Below are 15,444 nucleotides of genomic sequence, written 5' to 3' on the forward strand. Positions count from 1 at the left end.
TGGGATGCAGCCATGCTCCCGCGGCCCGGCTCACCTTCAAGGGTGCTCGCGCCCCTCGTCGGCGGGCGAGCGAACCATCTCCACCCAGGCTTGCAGCGCCAGTACCTGTTCGGCGCGGGCCGCTTCCTCCCGCGAGCGGAAAGTCACGTCGCCGGGCGCATTCAAGTCCTGCCTGCGTCTGTCGCAGACGATGCGCCACTTCTTGTCGGGGTAGTTGCTGCTGATGCAACCGCAGGCCCCGCTCGGATAGCGCACGCCATGGACATACCAACCGCCGTGCCGCCAGCGCGAATAGCCGGGCGAACGCGAGGTATCCAGCATGCGGAGCACCTGCTCGAAGGCTTCGGTTGCCGTGCAATGGTTCTGTGCCACGATGGCCCCTGCAATGCCTTGAAACACGTCATCCGGGCAAGGCAGCAATGCGGCGGTGTCGCGCATCGTCTGAGCGACAACCGAGTCGAGGTACAGGCCCTCGATGGGGCGTCCCTTGCTGGCGCAGTGGATGCAAAGGTCGCGCACGGCCACGGCAATGGCCATCGCGGTGAGGTAAGTCGTCATCTCCTTCTCCTTGAAACGGAGCGGCCATCGTTTCAGGCCGTGTGGCGACTTCAAGGTCAGGAGGCTACGCGCCGGGCTGCGCAACGGCGCACCACTGCGCCCATTCATCCATCAACCTGCGGCATTCATCGAAGCGATCGGGGCGGCGGTACAGGGCACACGGCGAATCGTGCTATCCCGCGAGGCAACCACAAGCGGTAGCCGCTGGGATCTCCCTTGCAGTTCTGGCTACGCAGGTACCGCCAATCGCTGGGCTTTGCGCTGAATCAGCTCGCCATATCTTGCGCTGACAGCCTCCGCGTCCGTGCATTGCAGTTGGAGGGACACGGCCTCGGCCACGCGCCGCCTCACCGAGGCCAAGTGGCGGGCCTCTGCAGGCGTCGGCATGCAGACAGGCCAGCCGGCTTCGTACAGCAGGTGCGCAGGAATTTCTGCTTCCGCCGCCTGCCGCTGCGCGGCGCGTTCCTTGGCTTCGAGGAGCTGCGCCCGCAACGCAGGATCGAGCAGCGCCGACGCCACGTCTCCGAGCCAGTACCCGGCCTGGAAGGAAAACGTGCTGCGCGCCTCCAGCCGCACCAGTTCCCGGTAGACGGCAGCGTTGCCCTCGCAGCGCGCCGCCGCCTGCAGGTCGCCGCGCGAGGCCAGCACGCAGAAGGCACAGGACACGCGACTGCTGCCATAGATGCGGTAGGCTTCATGCAGGACGCCACCACGCTGGCCGATGTAGTCGAGCACGTCCTGGCGCTGCCAATGGACGATTGCGTTCCAGGAGAGTCCGATGCCCCGCGCGCGGGTCAGCAATGTGTCGGATTTGGCGACTGGCTGGCGTGCCCGCGCCGTGCTCTCCTGCCAGCGCAGGCCGACAGCCGAGACCACCGGCCCGGTCGGATGCCGAGCACGCATGGCCCGCGCGAGAACCTGAGATTTCATTTCCGAGGTGCAGAACCTCTGCGATGCTGAACTCCAGGGCATGATCAGCTTGACGCACGACAGTGTGCGATAGCGCTCCACATTGGCGGCCCAGCGCGACAGCCAGCGATCCAACATGTCACCGGCCGGTCGGCGCACAGTCACCAGTTCCCAGCCCAGCCGCTCCGCAAGCCGCTCGCATACAGGGGCCGAATCGCGCCATTCGATACGCCCGAGGTCGCTATGGATCAGGGCGCGGGGACCTGCATGGCCGATCCCGTCCAGATGGGCCTGCACGCGGTAAGCCAGCGCCTGGGAGTCCTTGCCGCCGCTCACGCCCACATACACCGGCGCGTGGCCTGCCAGGGCGGTGTCGATCACCGGATCGCGGGCGACGCCGAAGCGCTGCGTGGATGGCATGAGAAGGGCTTGCGGCGCCAGGTGCTCGACCGGCGCCAGCCCGGGCAGTTCGATCTGTTGCACGATGGGCCTCCTGAAATCCAGGATAGGCAGCGCCATGCGGCATCAAGGGCTCAGGTTCGTCGCCCAACAGCTGCGAGACAATGCGCTGATGTGCGATGTCCATCTCGTCGAAACACGCCGAACCACCGAACCCGCTCCGGCGGGGCAGCGCTGCAGCTATTGCAGCGAGCCGTTGCACGGGCGGTGCGTCATCGTCGCAGGCTATCTCGACGACGGATCGCAAGAGCTGTACTGCTTTGCCTACCACGAGGACTGCGCATGGGACATGGAACATGACGACGAAGTGATCGAGACCCGCGAGGGCTGCTTCGACTACGGCACCCCGCTGACCATCGGCGCACTGCCGACAGTCGTAGCCAATGTCGTTCCCAGCCCGCCTGCCGGTGCATCGCGGATCGCCGCCGAGCAGGGAGCCCCATGACCTCCTGGAAGCTCAAGCAGACTGCGCAATGCGCCAAGTGCCCCTGGAGAGTGGACGTCGACCCGCACGAAATCCCGAATGGCTACAGCGTGGACAAGCATGCTGCGCTGGCATCCACCATCGCCGCGCCGGGCGCGCTGCCGGATCCTGGCGCGCCCCTGCGTGTGATGGCTTGCCATGAAACCGAGGACGCCCATTGCGTGGGATGGCTGCACCACCAACTGGGCCAGGGCAACAACCTCGCGTTGCGATTGCGCATGCTTTCCTGCGCGAACGCGGGCGAATTGCGGCTGCGCGGCGCACAGCACCAGACCTTCGAGGCCACCCTGCCTCGCGAAGCCGCACACGCGACGACGACGCCTTCCGGAAATGGATATACAGAGATGCCGCCCTGGCAACCTCGGCGCAGAAACGAAGAGACCGCACTGGATCAATAAAATCGAACCTTGCGCACGACGCAACCCATCAACGGGCTATTCACCATCCGACAAACAACGAGACCGACAACCATGGCAACTGCGAAAAAGACCACCGCTCCAGTGAAGAAGGCCGCCAAGGCACCGCCCGCCGCGACCGGCATCCGTCCGATCAAAGACACGTTCACCAAGAGCGCGCTGATCAATCACCTGGCCGAGCAATCGAGCGTCGAGCCCAAGGCCGTGAAGGCCGTCCTGGCCGCCCTGGAAGCCACCGTGCTCGGCTCGGTCAACAAGAAGGGCGCGGGCGGGTTCACGCTTCCCGGCCTGCTCAAGATCGACGTACAAAAGGTGCCTGCCAAGCCCAAACGCAAGGGCATCAACCCGTTCACCAAGGAAGAACAGGTTTTCGCGGCCAAGCCGGCCACCGTGCGCATCAAGGCCCGCGCCCTCAAGAAGCTCAAGGACGCCGCGCTCTGATGCGATGCGACAGTAGCGGCCCGGTCAGCCGGGCTGCCCTGTCGGCATGACCCGTTCCGACCTGCACCGCCCTACCATGCGCTGCAGCCGCTGCTGCACCATAGAAAGGTGCTCGGGAAATCGCGTGACGTTGGGATCGCTGGTTTCCCGGCCCCACCAGATGCTGGCGTAGTCCGAGACCGCGCCGTTGTAGCCGCAGTCCGGGCCGTCCTCCTCGAACTCCGCGCACAGGCGCCGCAGGGCCTCGCGGAAAGTCAGCCGACGCACGGCGACCAGCACTGCGGGGTTCCACACGACCCAGACGTTGCCCCAGAAATCGCGGGCCGCGTCGTTGCCCGAGCACTCGAAGAACCTGTCGTAGGCCTCGCCCACGTCGAAACGCCCCTCCGGTGCCTTGATCCCCTCGGTCCAGCGCGCCGAGGGCGCAACCCAGGCCTCCAACACACAGCCTCCCGCGCCGTACTCGCCGTACTCGTAGGCCACGGACAGCGATTCGCTCAGGCAGATCCCGGTGCCGGTGTAGCTGCATGATGCCGAGCGCCGAAACCCCTCCCGCAAGATGCGCCGCCCGCTCGCGCTGCGCGTGCCATGGAAGAGCGGCCCCAGGCGGCCATCGGTACTGGTGTCCATGCCCTGAGCTTCCCAGCGGAGCCTCCCGGTGCAAGGTCGCCGCCCACCGCGTCAATCATCGAAAAGCCTGAGCTGGGCAGCCACTTTCGGTTGCGACGCCTGACGCACCACCGGCCTGCGCTCGGGCCGCGCATCGCTCCTGTGCGCCCGTGCGGGATGGGGCACGGCGGGGGAAACGGTATCGGTGCGCTGCGGCTCGGGCTCGCGCGCCTGCCGCGCCTCGATGCGCCGCCGCCAGCCGCCCAGCACATGGGCTGGCGTGTACCAGCGGCTCCAGACCTCGTTGCTCAACGAATTGCCGTGCAGCACGATGGCCGGGATATGCAGCAGCGAAGCCTGGAGATAGGTCATGTGGACACAGCACAGGTCGATGTCGATGCAGGTTGCGTGCATCGCGCCCTGGTAGTTCAGGCCCGCCTGCTGCAGCGCATCGGCCATCGCGATCACCATGCCGCCCGCGCCGGAGGCTGGCTCCAACACGTCGAGGAAGCCCTTCGCCCTGGCCTCGGCCCCGTCGCCGACCAGCATGCGCGCCATCATCTGGGAGACGTGGTAGGGCGTGAAGAACTGCCCAGCCCGATCATTGCCCAGTTCGAGCTGCATGTAGACACCACCGAGCACGTCGCCCAGTCCGCCCGCGGCGCAGCGCTGCTCCATCGCGAAGGTCAGGTGTCCCAGCATGCGTGGGAAGCTCTCGAATACGTCGCGCGGATACCTCTTCGCGATCTGCAGGTAGCGCGCCTCGCGTGCGTAGAACTGGCGCCGGTCCACCGCGTTGCTGAACGACAGGCAGGACAGCTCGACGAAATCCGAGAACACCTCGTGCGGGTTCCAGCGGTGAGCGGTCTTGCGGATCAGTTGCAGCAGCTCCTTGGTGTGGTCGGTACCGTCCAGGTCCATCGCCATCCTTTCGCACCCGCCCATGCGGGTCGTCCAGAACAGCATCCCGCCCGGCAGGGGCGGGTCAACGGCACCGCCCGGCCGTCAGGCAGCAGCCGGTGCGCGCCCTCAGCCTTCGGCCGCCAGTCAGCCAGCCAGGCAGGCGGCATGGCGCGATGGAAGCGCACCCGTGCCCAATAGCGCCTTGCGCGGGCGCGCACGGCCTCGCGGTGGCAGCGGCTGCCGCTCGGCACGGCCCGCCGGGCAAGTTCACCGTCTTTCACCCGGCGCTGCACCGTCGTCGCCGAGTTGCTGCCAGTCTCATTTCGGAACCACCTTACGGAGCCGTGCTCACCCTGCAAGGGCACAGCTGCCAGCGTTGCTGCGGCGTCGTCCGGCCTACTCCACAAATGAAGGATTCATCAGATCGATCCCTGCCCCTTTGCATTTGATCCACGGGCCGCCGGGATGCTCCTGGCCGTCCCAGGCCGCGAGCGCCGCAAGGGCATCGGCCGCATGCTCGTAGCAATACCGGCGCTCATAGCCTTCGAAGTTCAGTCCGACCACGAGGCCGGTCGTGAAACTGAAGCGATGCAAGCCACACACGGCAGTGCCGATGACGCGGAGTTGGATGTAGCCTTGCGAAGCCAGGAAGGCTTCGAGTTCAGCTGTCGGGCCGTCTTCCTGAACACGTCGGCGAACGCGTTTCAACATGTGCTTCCTGGGAAAACGGAGGAGCGTTGTACTGCGGCGGAGCCGCTCACTCGACGATGGGCACCGGCTCGCGGTCCTCGAACGCCGACTGCACCGCCTCGACGACGCGCAGGGCCAGCGCCTTGTCTTCGAGCACTGCGTACTCCCTTGTCAGCTTGCCGGAGACCCGCCAACCGTTCTCCTTGATCGACCGGATCATGCGTACGGCATCAGGATCTGGCATCTCCAATACGTCCTTGATGCGGCGTTGCGCGACCTCGAACCGGATCAGCACGCGGGCCTCATCCGCCATCTCGTGCCGGATCGTGTTGGCGACGAGCTGGGCCGTGTAGACCGCGTGTTCCGTGAGATCCGGGTAGCGCCAGGCCGCATCGGCGTCCTCGTAGGCGTCGAACACGAGGTTCGAGCGCACGCCGTCTTCGTAGGTGAGCATCTCCCCGAAGCGGTGGGCATCGTCGTAGCGCCGCATGAAGGGGCGCGAGAACACCTCCAGGACGCGGTCGTATCCATGGCCGAACTCCCGCACGCCGGTGATAGTGGCCGACACAGGAAGGATCACGCCCGCGGGAAGGGCCCGATCGCGCTGCAGCGTGTCGTTGATGAGGAAGCGGTGGATGCGTCCGTTGCCGTCGCTCATCGGGTGGATGTAGACGAAGCCGAACGCGATGACGGCCGCGCGCGCCAGCGCCTCCCGTCCGCGCGTCGCCTGCTCGAACGCTTTGAGCCCGTCCAGCATTCCGTCCAGCGCAGCGAAGTCCGGGCCGATGTAGTGGACGATGTCGTCGCGAATGGTGGCCTGGCCCACGAAGACCGGCGATCGGCGCACGCCGAAGCGAAGCGCGGTTTCGCCCAGGATGCCCTTCTGCAGCACGGTGAGGCTGTCGATGCCCAGTGGCTCCTCGAGCTTGCCGCAGTGCTCGGCCATGACATGGGCAAACCGCTTGATGCGGTCGGTCTTGTCCGCCTCGTGCTCGATCAGGAAACTCGCCCGCGACTCCTTGAGCGTGAGCCACGCCGCGGCGCGCATCAGCACGTCCTCGCCGAACTGGCGGTCCAGCTCGGCGATCGCCCCGAAGGGATCGAACTGCAGCGCTTGGCCGAGGGCCGGGGTACGGCGCACGAGCGGACAGAACGCCGGGGTGCCCGGCAGGTTGTTGTTGATGCGCCAGCGCCGCTCCCGGACGGCCTCGGTGCGTGTCAGATAGGCGTCGGCGGACACCGCATCGACATAGGTTCCTGCGGCCAGGTCCGGCACGTCGAGCCGGTGCCCGGTGAGCCACTCGTAGAAGAAGCCGGCACGGCGTGCGTACTGCCCGAAGGGCTCAGCCCGGCACCACCGCTCCAGCGGCTCCGGCCCACAGGCTGCGAATAGCCGCGCGAAGAATTCGAGGTGGATCTCCTCGTACTTCAAGCCAAACTCGAAGTGGCCAGCGAAGCTGTCTGTCGGCCGGTAGACACCTGGATATTGGGTCAGGATGCGCTCGGGTGACTCCCGCACCGAGCGGGTGGTACCGATGGTCGATTCCACCCGCAGGGGCTGCACCAAGGCGATGCCGTACTGAGCCTCCAGGGCCTTGAAGCCAATCTGCATGTTACAAAAATCCCCTTATTCGCCTCAAAAAATGATGATTATCAACTCCGTTGGAGCAAAAACACTTCGGCATATGGTTACATAAATACGCTGACAACCCAAGAAAAACGATGATTAATGGCCGATATGTTGGAAAAACACCTCCGCACAAGCCGATGGCAGGGAGCACCACCGATCAGTAATAGCGTGACGCTCCCGGCCAGGTCAATGCCAACGCCGATGCCGATGCCGCCAGAAATCTCCCGCAGACCGGGGCGCTTGCGCGGCACTCCTTCATAAACGCCAACTGCTGCGCCGCGGCTGCCCTCACACTAGGGGGTCTCCTCGTTTTCAGTGCAATAAGTGACGGTACGCAAAGCTAGCACTGGCGCGGGGGTGGTCTGGGTAGACCGTTGATTTCATTGACTTTCCTGTTCGCTTTGTAAACGGGTATGGTGGCCTCCCACTTTTGAGGTTCACGATGCAGGGTTGGCACACAACGTTTTTGGGGATGCGTGGGCTCCCCCGCGATATCAGCGACTTCGAGATGAAGGCATTTTTCACCTTCGATGGTGCCGAGCGCGACGCAATCAATGCACGCCGAGGTGATTCCCACAAGCTTGGTCTGGCGCTCCATATTGGTTTCCTGCGCATGAGTGGGCGTTTGCTCGGTGCCTTTCGGGTAATTCCAGTAGCCTTGTGGCGCCACCTTGGCAACGAGCTTGGCATTGCAGCACCAGAAGTCGCCTCGCTGAGAGCCATGTATGAACGCGGGCGCACGCTATTCGATCACCAACAAGTAGCCTGCACGGTCCTTGGATTCCAGTGGATGAGCGAGCACCAGCGCCGCTCACTGGTACGTGAACTGCGCGACGAAGTGGCGCGCTGCGCCGACCGCGATCAGCTACTCGTGCGGGCGCGTCAATGGCTGTACAAGAACAAGCTGGTGATCGTGCACGAGCGGGCAATTCGGACACTGATTGCGGCGGCACTTGCCCAGCTTGAAGTTGAAACAGGCACCGCCATCGCCGCCAGCGTTGATCCAGCAACACTTGATCGCTGGCGAGCCTCAGTTTCAGAGCTGCGCCCAGATGGACAAACCCAGCAGAGTTGGCTATGGGCTGCACCGGCGAAACACTCAACCCGCCAAATCAGCGAGGTACTGGAGCGCATCGACCTGCTTTACACGCTGGACGTTCATAAGCACCTGGCAGACATCCCCGATCTCATCTTGCGCCGCTACGCGCGCCGACTTGTCTCCAGGCCGCCCTCAGCCGGAGCCAAGATCAAAGAGCCAGCGCGCACCGTGGAGGTCGCATGCTTTCTTCGGTATTGCCTGTTCACCACCACAGACCAGTTGATCCTTATGGTGCAGCGCCGGATCGCCGATCTGTGGCGTCAGGCTGCCGCCGATGTCCCCGCTACCGTCAATTGGGCCGCAATGTACAAAACGCTGCTCGGCGAACTTGTTGCCTTGAGCGCGCAAGGTGCGGTGCCAGATGCTGAGTTGCGTGCCCGTCTTGAAGCCTTGATCACCGAAACCCAGAAACGCAAACCACCGAGCAGGGCCTCCCTGGTCCGCGAGGGATTGATTGATGGAATTCGCCCCGTGCGGTCGTTGCTCGTCGCCATTGCAAAGCTGCCCTGGCAGGCCACCGGCGAGCATCCTGCCATCGAGTACCTTGCCAAGCTGCAAGCTTTATATCTCAAAGGATCCAGAAAGCTGCCAGTTGAAGTGGTGGCACCAAGTCTGGGAATGATCTGGCAGGTTTCGATCTCCAGCCCAGACCGGGAACGGGCGTTTCAGGCGTTGGAGGTGGCCACCCTGTTTGCCCTGCGCCGCGCGGTGCGCAATGGCTCGGTCTGGATTGAGCACAGCCTGAGCTTTCGGGGTCGTGCGCGCTTGTTCTTCACGGACGAGCGTTGGCAGGCAGAGTCCAAGAAACACTATGCCCGTCTATCGTTACCCAGCAAGGCTGCCACTTTCTTGAAGCCTTTGCTGGCCAGAGTAACTGCCGGTGTCGATGCGGTGGCCGCTGCAGCCCGCAGTGGCGTACTGCGCGTGGATGATGAACTCCATTTGTCGCCATTGCCCGCAGAGGACGAAGACCCAGAAGTGACCAAGCTGCGCGCGGCTTTGGATCACCGCATCGGTGAGGTTCAATTGCCGGAAGTGATTCTGGCCGTTGACGCCCAGGTGCGCTTTAGCTGGATCATGCTCGGACGTGAGCCGCGCTCTACCGACGAGCTGCTGATGGTCTATGCCGGCATCATGGCCCACGGCACCAGTCTGACTGCGGTCGAATGCGCGCGCATGATTCCGCAATTGTCTGCCACCAGCATTCGCCAGGCCATGCGCTGGGCGCGGGACGAACGGCGTCTGAGCCAGGCCTGCCAGGCTGTGCTGGAATTCATGCAGCGACACCCGATTGCCGCCACCTGGGGGCGGTCCGATTTGGCATCTTCTGACATGATGAGCATGGAGACCACCAAACGGGTGTGGCAAGCCCGGCTTGATCCTCGGCGCAACACACCTTCCATTGGAATCTACTCCCATGTAAAAGACCGGTGGGGCATCTTCCATGCGCAGCCCTTTGTGCTCAATGAGCGCCAGGCGGGCGTGGCCATTGAAGGTGTCATCCGCCAAGAAAAGCTGGAGACCAGCCAGCTTGCTGTGGATACCCATGGCTACACCGACTTTGCCATGTCACATGCCCGTTTGCTTGGTTTTGATCTTTGCCCGCGGTTGAAGGAACTCAAACAGCGCCACCTCTTTGTGCCACGCGGCACCAAAGTGCCCGCAGAAATCGCTGCGGTGTGCGAAGCCAATGTCGACGTCGCTTTGATCGAAAAGCATTGGGATAGTCTGGTGCACCTGGCAGCCTCGGTCATGAGCGGACATGCCAGTGCGGTGGCAGCTCTTGCGCGGTTCGGTTCTGCCGCCCAGGGCGATCCAATCTATGAGGCTGGCGTGCAATTGGGGCGGTTGCTGCGTACGGCGTTTTTGGCTGACTACTTTGTCAAGGACGCTTTCAGGAACGAGTTGCGCCGGGTGCTCAATCGGGGCGAGGCTGTTAACGCCCTCAAGCGCGCCATTTATACCGGCCGGATCAGCCCGGCGCAGGCCAAACGTGTCGATGAAATGCAGGCTGTGGCCGATGCGTTGAGCCTGATGGCCAACATCGTGATGGCGTGGAATACCTCACAGATGCAGGCGGTCCTGGATCGCTGGTCGAACCGCCGCCAGGTCATTCCACCGGAACTGATCGGGAAGATTGCGCCCACCAGGCTGGAGAGCATCAACTTGCGGGGTGTGTTTCGCTTCCCGGTTGACCGCTATGCTGACCAAATCCTGCCTTCGCGGCCAAATGCATCGATAACTGGCACCAATGGATGAAACCGACCACGGTTTGACGCCACGAATCGCAGATTTGAAAGTGAACAGGAAAGTCAATGAAATCAACGATCTACCAACACCACCTCCGCGCCAGTGCTAGCTTTTCGTACCGTCACTTATTGCACTGAAAACGAGGAGACCCCATGGTCGGCACGCATGCGGGCGACATGATCGGCGAGATCGCCCTGGCCATCGAGATGGGTGCGGACGCTGTCGACATCGGCAAGACCATCCACCCGCATCCGACGCTGGGCGAGAGCATCGGCATGGCGGCGGAAGTGGCGCATGGCAGCTGCACGGATGTGCCGCCTGCGCGCAAGTAAGTCCGCAGCCAAGCTACCCTGACAAGGCCCGAACTGGCGACGGTTCGGGCCTTGTGCTTTGCGTACCCAAACAATCGCCGCAGAATACTGTGCATTTGTACAGTATTCATGTCAGCCACTTCCAAGCCCAAGCTCTACAACCCACGCCACCCCGAACGCACGCTGCTCTACCAAATGGTAGCCGAGCACTACGAGACCTGGCTAGAGTTGGCCAGCGCGGGTCAGTTCGACGGCCAGGGCGACCACCACACCCCCAAGCCCTTCGTGCGCAAAGCGTTTGCCAAGTATCTTGAGTGCGGCATCTTTGCCCATGGCTTTGCCCGCGCTCGCTGCGGCGACTGTGGGCACGACTACTTTGTAGCCTTCTCCTGCAAAGGCCGGGGAGTCTGCCCCTCGTGCACCACGCGGCGGATGGTGGAGACGGCGGCACACCTGAGCGACCACGTTTTCCCCCGCCTGCCGGTGCGCCAGTGGGTGCTCTCCGTGCCCAAGAGGTTGCGGTACTTCATGCAACGCGACGGAGCGGTGCTGAGCATGGTGCTGCGCATCTTTCTGCGGGTGATCGCACAAACTCTGCAGACCCACAGCCCCGGTGCGGCCCATATGGACAAGGCAGGCCTGCACATCGGTGCCATCGCCTTCATTCACCGATTCGGCTCCAGCCTCAATGAACACGTCCACTTCCACGTTTGTGTGGTGGACGGGGTGTTTGAGGAAGTGGAGGGCGAGGGCGATGCTGATGCGACCCCTCGAATCTCATCGCCGGGTGTCATCTTTCACGCGGCCACCGGCATCGATGCGGCTACCGTGGCCCCAGTGCAGACCACACTGCAAAAACGCATCCTGCGCGCCTTCGTTGCTCGGGGCCTGCTGGAGAACTGTGACGCCAAAGACATGCTGGGCTACAAACACAGCGGCTTCTCGGTGGACGCCGGTGTCTGCATCGAAGCCCACGACCGCGCTGCGCTGGAGCGGCTGCTGCGCTATTGCGCGCGTCCACCGTTTTCCATGGAGCGCCTACGCAAAGAGGGAAGCAAACTGGTGTACCGCTGTGCCAAACAGCGCAGCGAGCCCACCAGTGACAAGCGTGGTGCCAAGGCAGATGAGCTGCACCTCACACCGCTGGAACTGATCGACCGCATCGCCGCGCTGGTGCCACCGCCACGCACCCACCGGCACCGCTACTTTGGTGTGCTGGCACCAAACTCGCCGCTGAGAGCGGCGGTAACGGCGCTGGCTCAGCCTGCTGCGTCGCAACCAGCCACGGTGGAGACTGCACAACCTGGCGCGGGCGTACCTGGGGTGGCGGCGCCGGGCAACGCGGCCACACCCACACCCGAACCTGAAGCACGCCCGAAGCGAGCGGCGCATTACTTGTGGGCGGTGCTGATTGCCCGCATCTACGAGGCATTTCCGCTGCTGTGCCCCATGTGCGGTGGGCAGATGCGCATCATTGCCTTCATCACCCACAGCGCCGAAATCCGCCACATCCTGAACCACATCGGGGTGGAGTCTGCCCCCCCGCACATCACCCCGGCACGCGGGCCACCGCTGTGGGAGGGCTGCGACGCGCCGGTGGATGATGGTGCGCAAGGCGAGCCGGATTGGGATCTGGCAGCTCAACCCGACGAGGTAGACCAGCGCGTCAATTGGTGACCCAGTGAAGCGGCGGTATCCATCGCTGCGGGGAAGCAGCTGCGCGCGCGCCAGGCCCAAATGCATACTGCCTCCCAAGCTCTTGCCATTGAGCGGCAAGCGAGCGCTCAACCTTCCTTGGCCGAACGTGTTTCGAGGCCCAAAACTCGTGCCATACTTGGCCTCATGCGGTTGAATTTCCTATCCGTTCCGCAGCGGTTCCCCCGAAGGCCCGGCAGCAAGTCGCCGCAGCGGAGCAACGGACTGCTCCGCGCGTCACGCAGCCTGCCGGGCCGGCCAATGTGCCGGCCCAGACCCGCGCCCCGGCTGTCGTTGCCGAGGCCGCGCCCCAGACTGTGCCGGCGGTTGCTGCCACAGCGTCGGTCGCACCGGCCGAGGCCGCCCCCCCGGTCCGGCCGCAGGGTGACGTCCTCGCCGCCTATCGCCAGCACCTCACCGAATTGTTCGCCCGCGGCTACGAATATCCGCGCATCGCCGCCCTGCGTGGCTGGGAGGGTGAAGTCCGCCTGCGCCTCAAGGTCGCCCGGCGCGGCAACCTGCTCGGCATCGCGCTCGATCGCTCCAGCGGCTTCGATGTGCTCGACCAGCACGCCCAGTCGCTGCTCTCCAGCTACGGCGATCTGCCGCCGCTGCCCGAGGCGCTGGAAGCCAGTGAAATCCAGGTCATCGTCCCGATCAACTACAAACTCAGAAAAACGACATGAAGAGACAAAGCCCCCAACGCACCCTGCTGGCCCTTGCCATCGCCGCCGCTTTCGCGCCGGCCCACGCCGAGCCCATCGTCACCACCGCCACCGTCGAAGTGGTCGGCACCACGCCGCTGGCCGGGGTTGGCGTGCCGCGCCTGCACCTGCCGGCCAACGTCGTGTCGCTCGACGACCAGCGCCTGGAGGAAATCGAGAGCCTCAACATCGCCGAACAGTTGCTGCGCCAGGCACCGGCCGTCACGGTCAATGAAACCCAGGGCAATCCTTACCAGGCCGACCTCAACTACCGCGGCTTCACCGCCTCGCCGCTGCTTGGCACGGCCCAGGGGCTGTCGATCTACGTCGATGGCGTGCGGGTGAACGAGCCCTTCGGCGATACGGTGAATTGGGATCTGATTCCGCATTCGGCCATTGCCGGCATCGACCTTGTCCCCGGCTCCAACCCGGCCTTCGGCCTCAACACCCTGGGCGGTGCACTGGCCATCCGCACCAAGAGCGGTTTTTCGCATCCGGGCGGCAAGCTCGAACTGTCTGGCGGCAGCTTCGGGCGCAGCAACACCGAACTGGAATACGGCGGCAACAACGGCACGCTCGGCTGGTACGTGGCCGGCGACTGGTTCCGCGAGGATGGCTGGCGTGATTATTCGCCGTCCGACGTCAAGCAGTTCTTCGGCAAGCTGTCCTTTCGCAATAGTGCCGGCGAGGCCGACCTGACGCTGACCCAGGCCCGCACCCGCCTGATCGGCAACGGGCTGTTGCCCCAATCGATGGCCAGCGAGCGCCGCGAAGCGATCTTCACCCGCCCCGACCAGACGCGTAACGACCTGACCCAGCTCGCCCTCAACGGCAAGCTGTGGCTGGGCGACAGCCAGAGCCTGAGCGGCACCGTCTATGTCCGCAAGACGCGCACCCGGACGCTGAACGGCGACATGAACGACGATTACGAGAACGACTGGGCGAGCGATCCGACCACCCCGAGCGGTGCCCACAACCGGACGCAGACCCGCCAGGTCGGCACCGGCGCCGCCGTGCAGTGGAACCTGACCAGCCAGGCCCACCAGCTGGCGGTCGGCGCTTCCTGGGACCAGGCCCGCATGCGCTTCGTGCAGACCCAGCAGCTCGGTTCGCTGAACGACTCGCGCGGCATCGACAACCTGCGCGATGTCGAGGAAGAAAACCGCCTGTGGGGCACCACCCGCACGGCCAGCCTGTTCGCCACCGATACCTGGTCGATCACCCCGGCCCTGCACCTGACCGCCTCGGCCCGCTACAACATGAGTCGGGTGACGACGCACGACGAACTGACCCTCACCGCGCCGAACCTCGATGGCGACCACAGCTACCGCAAGCTCAACCCGGCCCTCGGCCTGAGCTGGCAAGTGCTGCCGACGCTCAACGCCTACGCCGGTTTCAGCCAGGGCAACCGTATCCCGACGCCGATCGAACTCGGCTGCGCCGACCCGGCCAACCCGTGTACCCTGCCCAACTCGATGGCCGCCGACCCCTACCTGAAGCAAGTGGTATCGCGCACCCTGGAGGCCGGCCTGCGCGGCACCCTGGCCGGCAACACCCAGTGGAACGCCGGCGTCTATCGCACCTTGAACACCGACGACATCCTGTTCGTCGGCACCTCGACCAGCGCCGGTTATTTCACCAACTTCGGCAAGACACAGCGCCAGGGCTTCGAACTCGGCCTCAACGGCAAGCTGAGCGGCATCGACTGGTTCGCCAGCTACAACTGGCTGCACGCCACCTTCCGTTCCGACGCCTGCCTGCTTGCCGAAAACAACAGCACGCGCGGCACGGCGGCCGAATGCACCGGGGCCGGCCAGGACGACGAGATACTCGTCAAAAAGGGCAACCGCCTGCCCGGCCTGCCGGAGCACAGCGTCAAGCTCGGCCTGGCCTGGCGGGCGACCAGCTGGCTGCGCCTGGGCGGCGACGTGCAGGCCTTTTCCAGCCAGTACGTGCGCGGCAACGAGAACAACCAGCACCAGAGCGGCACTACCACCGATGCGCTGGGCAATGTGCGCACCTTCGAGGGACCGGGCAAGATCGGCGGCTACGCCATCCTCAACCTGAACGCCGAGGCGAAGCTGGGCGGCGGCTGGCAGATGTTCGCCAAGGTCAATAACGTCTTCGACCGCCGGTACGCCACGGCCGGCGCGCTGGCCGAAAGCCCCTTCGTCGGCGGCAGCTTCCAGGCCGATCCGGACGACTGGCGGCGGCAGACTTTCGTCGCGCCCGGCGCGCCCCGTGCGGCCTGGGTCGGCGTCCGCTACGTCTTCGGCGGCAAGTGAG

13 protein-coding genes and 1 pseudogene are annotated in these 15,444 nt (G+C 64.5%); 8 read left to right on the forward strand and 6 right to left on the reverse strand.

Annotated elements, in window-relative coordinates:
* Positions 1 to 36: 36 nt before the first annotated feature.
* Positions 37 to 558 (reverse strand): hypothetical protein, encoded by a 522-nt coding sequence (locus GWK50_RS13075; protein WP_108500021.1) that lies wholly within the window; start codon positions 556 to 558, stop codon positions 37 to 39.
* Positions 559 to 786: 228 nt separating this feature from the next.
* The gene (locus GWK50_RS13080) at positions 787 to 1,950 is read right to left on the reverse strand and encodes a phosphoadenosine phosphosulfate reductase family protein (protein WP_162016906.1); all 1,164 of its coding nucleotides are present in this window, start codon (positions 1,948 to 1,950) and stop codon (positions 787 to 789) included.
* Position 1,951: 1 nt separating this feature from the next.
* On the opposite strand from GWK50_RS13080, the gene GWK50_RS13085 reads away from it, so the two are divergent.
* From GWK50_RS13085 to GWK50_RS13095, 3 genes are all read left to right on the forward strand, one after another.
* Complete coding sequence (locus tag GWK50_RS13085) at positions 1,952 to 2,371, forward strand: hypothetical protein (protein ID WP_108500019.1); 420 nt, start codon at positions 1,952 to 1,954, stop codon at positions 2,369 to 2,371.
* On the forward strand, positions 2,368 to 2,808 hold the full coding sequence (locus GWK50_RS13090; RefSeq protein ID WP_108500018.1) for a DUF6283 family protein: 441 nt from the start codon (positions 2,368 to 2,370) through the stop codon (positions 2,806 to 2,808). The genes GWK50_RS13085 and GWK50_RS13090 overlap by 4 nt, the downstream gene beginning before the upstream one ends.
* Positions 2,809 to 2,880: 72 nt before the next feature.
* Positions 2,881 to 3,267: an HU family DNA-binding protein gene (locus tag GWK50_RS13095; protein WP_108500017.1), complete on the forward strand. Its 387-nt coding sequence runs from the start codon at positions 2,881 to 2,883 to the stop codon at positions 3,265 to 3,267.
* A gap of 24 nt (positions 3,268 to 3,291) precedes the next feature.
* Here the strand turns inward: GWK50_RS13095 and GWK50_RS13100 are convergent, their stop codons facing one another.
* From GWK50_RS13100 to GWK50_RS13115, 4 genes are all read right to left on the reverse strand, one after another.
* A complete protein-coding gene (locus tag GWK50_RS13100) occupies positions 3,292 to 3,897 on the reverse strand; it encodes a hypothetical protein (RefSeq protein WP_108500016.1) in 606 nt (201 codons plus the stop codon).
* Between the two features lie 51 nt (positions 3,898 to 3,948).
* Positions 3,949 to 4,842 (reverse strand): N-6 DNA methylase, encoded by an 894-nt coding sequence (locus GWK50_RS13105; protein ID WP_233250754.1) that lies wholly within the window; start codon positions 4,840 to 4,842, stop codon positions 3,949 to 3,951.
* A gap of 333 nt (positions 4,843 to 5,175) precedes the next feature.
* The gene (locus GWK50_RS13110; RefSeq protein ID WP_108500015.1) at positions 5,176 to 5,490 is read right to left on the reverse strand and encodes a hypothetical protein; all 315 of its coding nucleotides are present in this window, start codon (positions 5,488 to 5,490) and stop codon (positions 5,176 to 5,178) included.
* Positions 5,491 to 5,536: 46 nt separating this feature from the next.
* On the reverse strand, positions 5,537 to 7,081 hold the full coding sequence (locus tag GWK50_RS13115) for a Fic family protein (protein ID WP_108500014.1): 1,545 nt from the start codon (positions 7,079 to 7,081) through the stop codon (positions 5,537 to 5,539).
* A 460-nt stretch (positions 7,082 to 7,541) separates the two neighbouring features.
* Between GWK50_RS13115 and GWK50_RS13120 the strand changes: the two genes are divergently transcribed.
* The 5 genes and pseudogenes from GWK50_RS13120 (at position 7,542) to GWK50_RS13140 (ending at position 15,443) form a co-directional block, all read left to right on the forward strand.
* The gene (locus tag GWK50_RS13120; RefSeq protein WP_003049965.1) at positions 7,542 to 10,457 is read left to right on the forward strand and encodes a Tn3-like element IS1071 family transposase; all 2,916 of its coding nucleotides are present in this window, start codon (positions 7,542 to 7,544) and stop codon (positions 10,455 to 10,457) included.
* A gap of 143 nt (positions 10,458 to 10,600) precedes the next feature.
* Positions 10,601 to 10,780, forward strand: a pseudogene (locus GWK50_RS13125) (hypothetical protein); the annotation flags it as partial.
* Between the two features lie 108 nt (positions 10,781 to 10,888).
* Positions 10,889 to 12,436 carry an IS91-like element ISPps1 family transposase gene (locus GWK50_RS13130; RefSeq protein ID WP_011117152.1) on the forward strand — a complete coding sequence of 516 codons (1,548 nt, stop codon included), beginning with the start codon at positions 10,889 to 10,891 and terminating at the stop codon, positions 12,434 to 12,436.
* A 281-nt stretch (positions 12,437 to 12,717) separates the two neighbouring features.
* A complete protein-coding gene (locus tag GWK50_RS13135; RefSeq protein ID WP_162016907.1) occupies positions 12,718 to 13,140 on the forward strand; it encodes an energy transducer TonB in 423 nt (140 codons plus the stop codon).
* Positions 13,137 to 15,443 (forward strand): TonB-dependent receptor, encoded by a 2,307-nt coding sequence (locus GWK50_RS13140; RefSeq protein WP_027457894.1) that lies wholly within the window; start codon positions 13,137 to 13,139, stop codon positions 15,441 to 15,443. The genes GWK50_RS13135 and GWK50_RS13140 overlap by 4 nt, the downstream gene beginning before the upstream one ends.
* The last annotated feature ends 1 nt before the right edge of the window (position 15,444 follow it).

This window comes from Acidovorax sp. 210-6 (assembly GCF_010020825.1).
Taxonomy (GTDB): Bacteria; Pseudomonadota; Gammaproteobacteria; order Burkholderiales; family Burkholderiaceae_C; genus Simplicispira; species Simplicispira sedimenti.

Bases quoted from the DNA above. Each gene is read 5' to 3' on its own strand.
- GWK50_RS13130 (WP_011117152.1), top strand. From the start codon at position 10,889: ATGTCAGCCACTTCCAAGCCCAAGCTCTACAACCCACGCCACCCCGAA.
- GWK50_RS13100 (WP_108500016.1), bottom strand. From the start codon at position 3,897: ATGGACACCAGTACCGATGGCCGCCTGGGGCCGCTCTTCCATGGCACG.
- GWK50_RS13115 (WP_108500014.1), bottom strand. From the start codon at position 7,081: ATGCAGATTGGCTTCAAGGCCCTGGAGGCTCAGTACGGCATCGCCTTG.
- GWK50_RS13140 (WP_027457894.1), top strand. From the start codon at position 13,137: ATGAAGAGACAAAGCCCCCAACGCACCCTGCTGGCCCTTGCCATCGCC.
- GWK50_RS13105 (WP_233250754.1), bottom strand. From the start codon at position 4,842: ATGCTGTTCTGGACGACCCGCATGGGCGGGTGCGAAAGGATGGCGATG.
- GWK50_RS13110 (WP_108500015.1), bottom strand. From the start codon at position 5,490: ATGTTGAAACGCGTTCGCCGACGTGTTCAGGAAGACGGCCCGACAGCT.
- GWK50_RS13095 (WP_108500017.1), top strand. From the start codon at position 2,881: ATGGCAACTGCGAAAAAGACCACCGCTCCAGTGAAGAAGGCCGCCAAG.
- GWK50_RS13120 (WP_003049965.1), top strand. From the start codon at position 7,542: ATGCAGGGTTGGCACACAACGTTTTTGGGGATGCGTGGGCTCCCCCGC.
- GWK50_RS13090 (WP_108500018.1), top strand. From the start codon at position 2,368: ATGACCTCCTGGAAGCTCAAGCAGACTGCGCAATGCGCCAAGTGCCCC.
- GWK50_RS13075 (WP_108500021.1), bottom strand. From the start codon at position 558: ATGACGACTTACCTCACCGCGATGGCCATTGCCGTGGCCGTGCGCGAC.
- GWK50_RS13085 (WP_108500019.1), top strand. From the start codon at position 1,952: ATGGGCCTCCTGAAATCCAGGATAGGCAGCGCCATGCGGCATCAAGGG.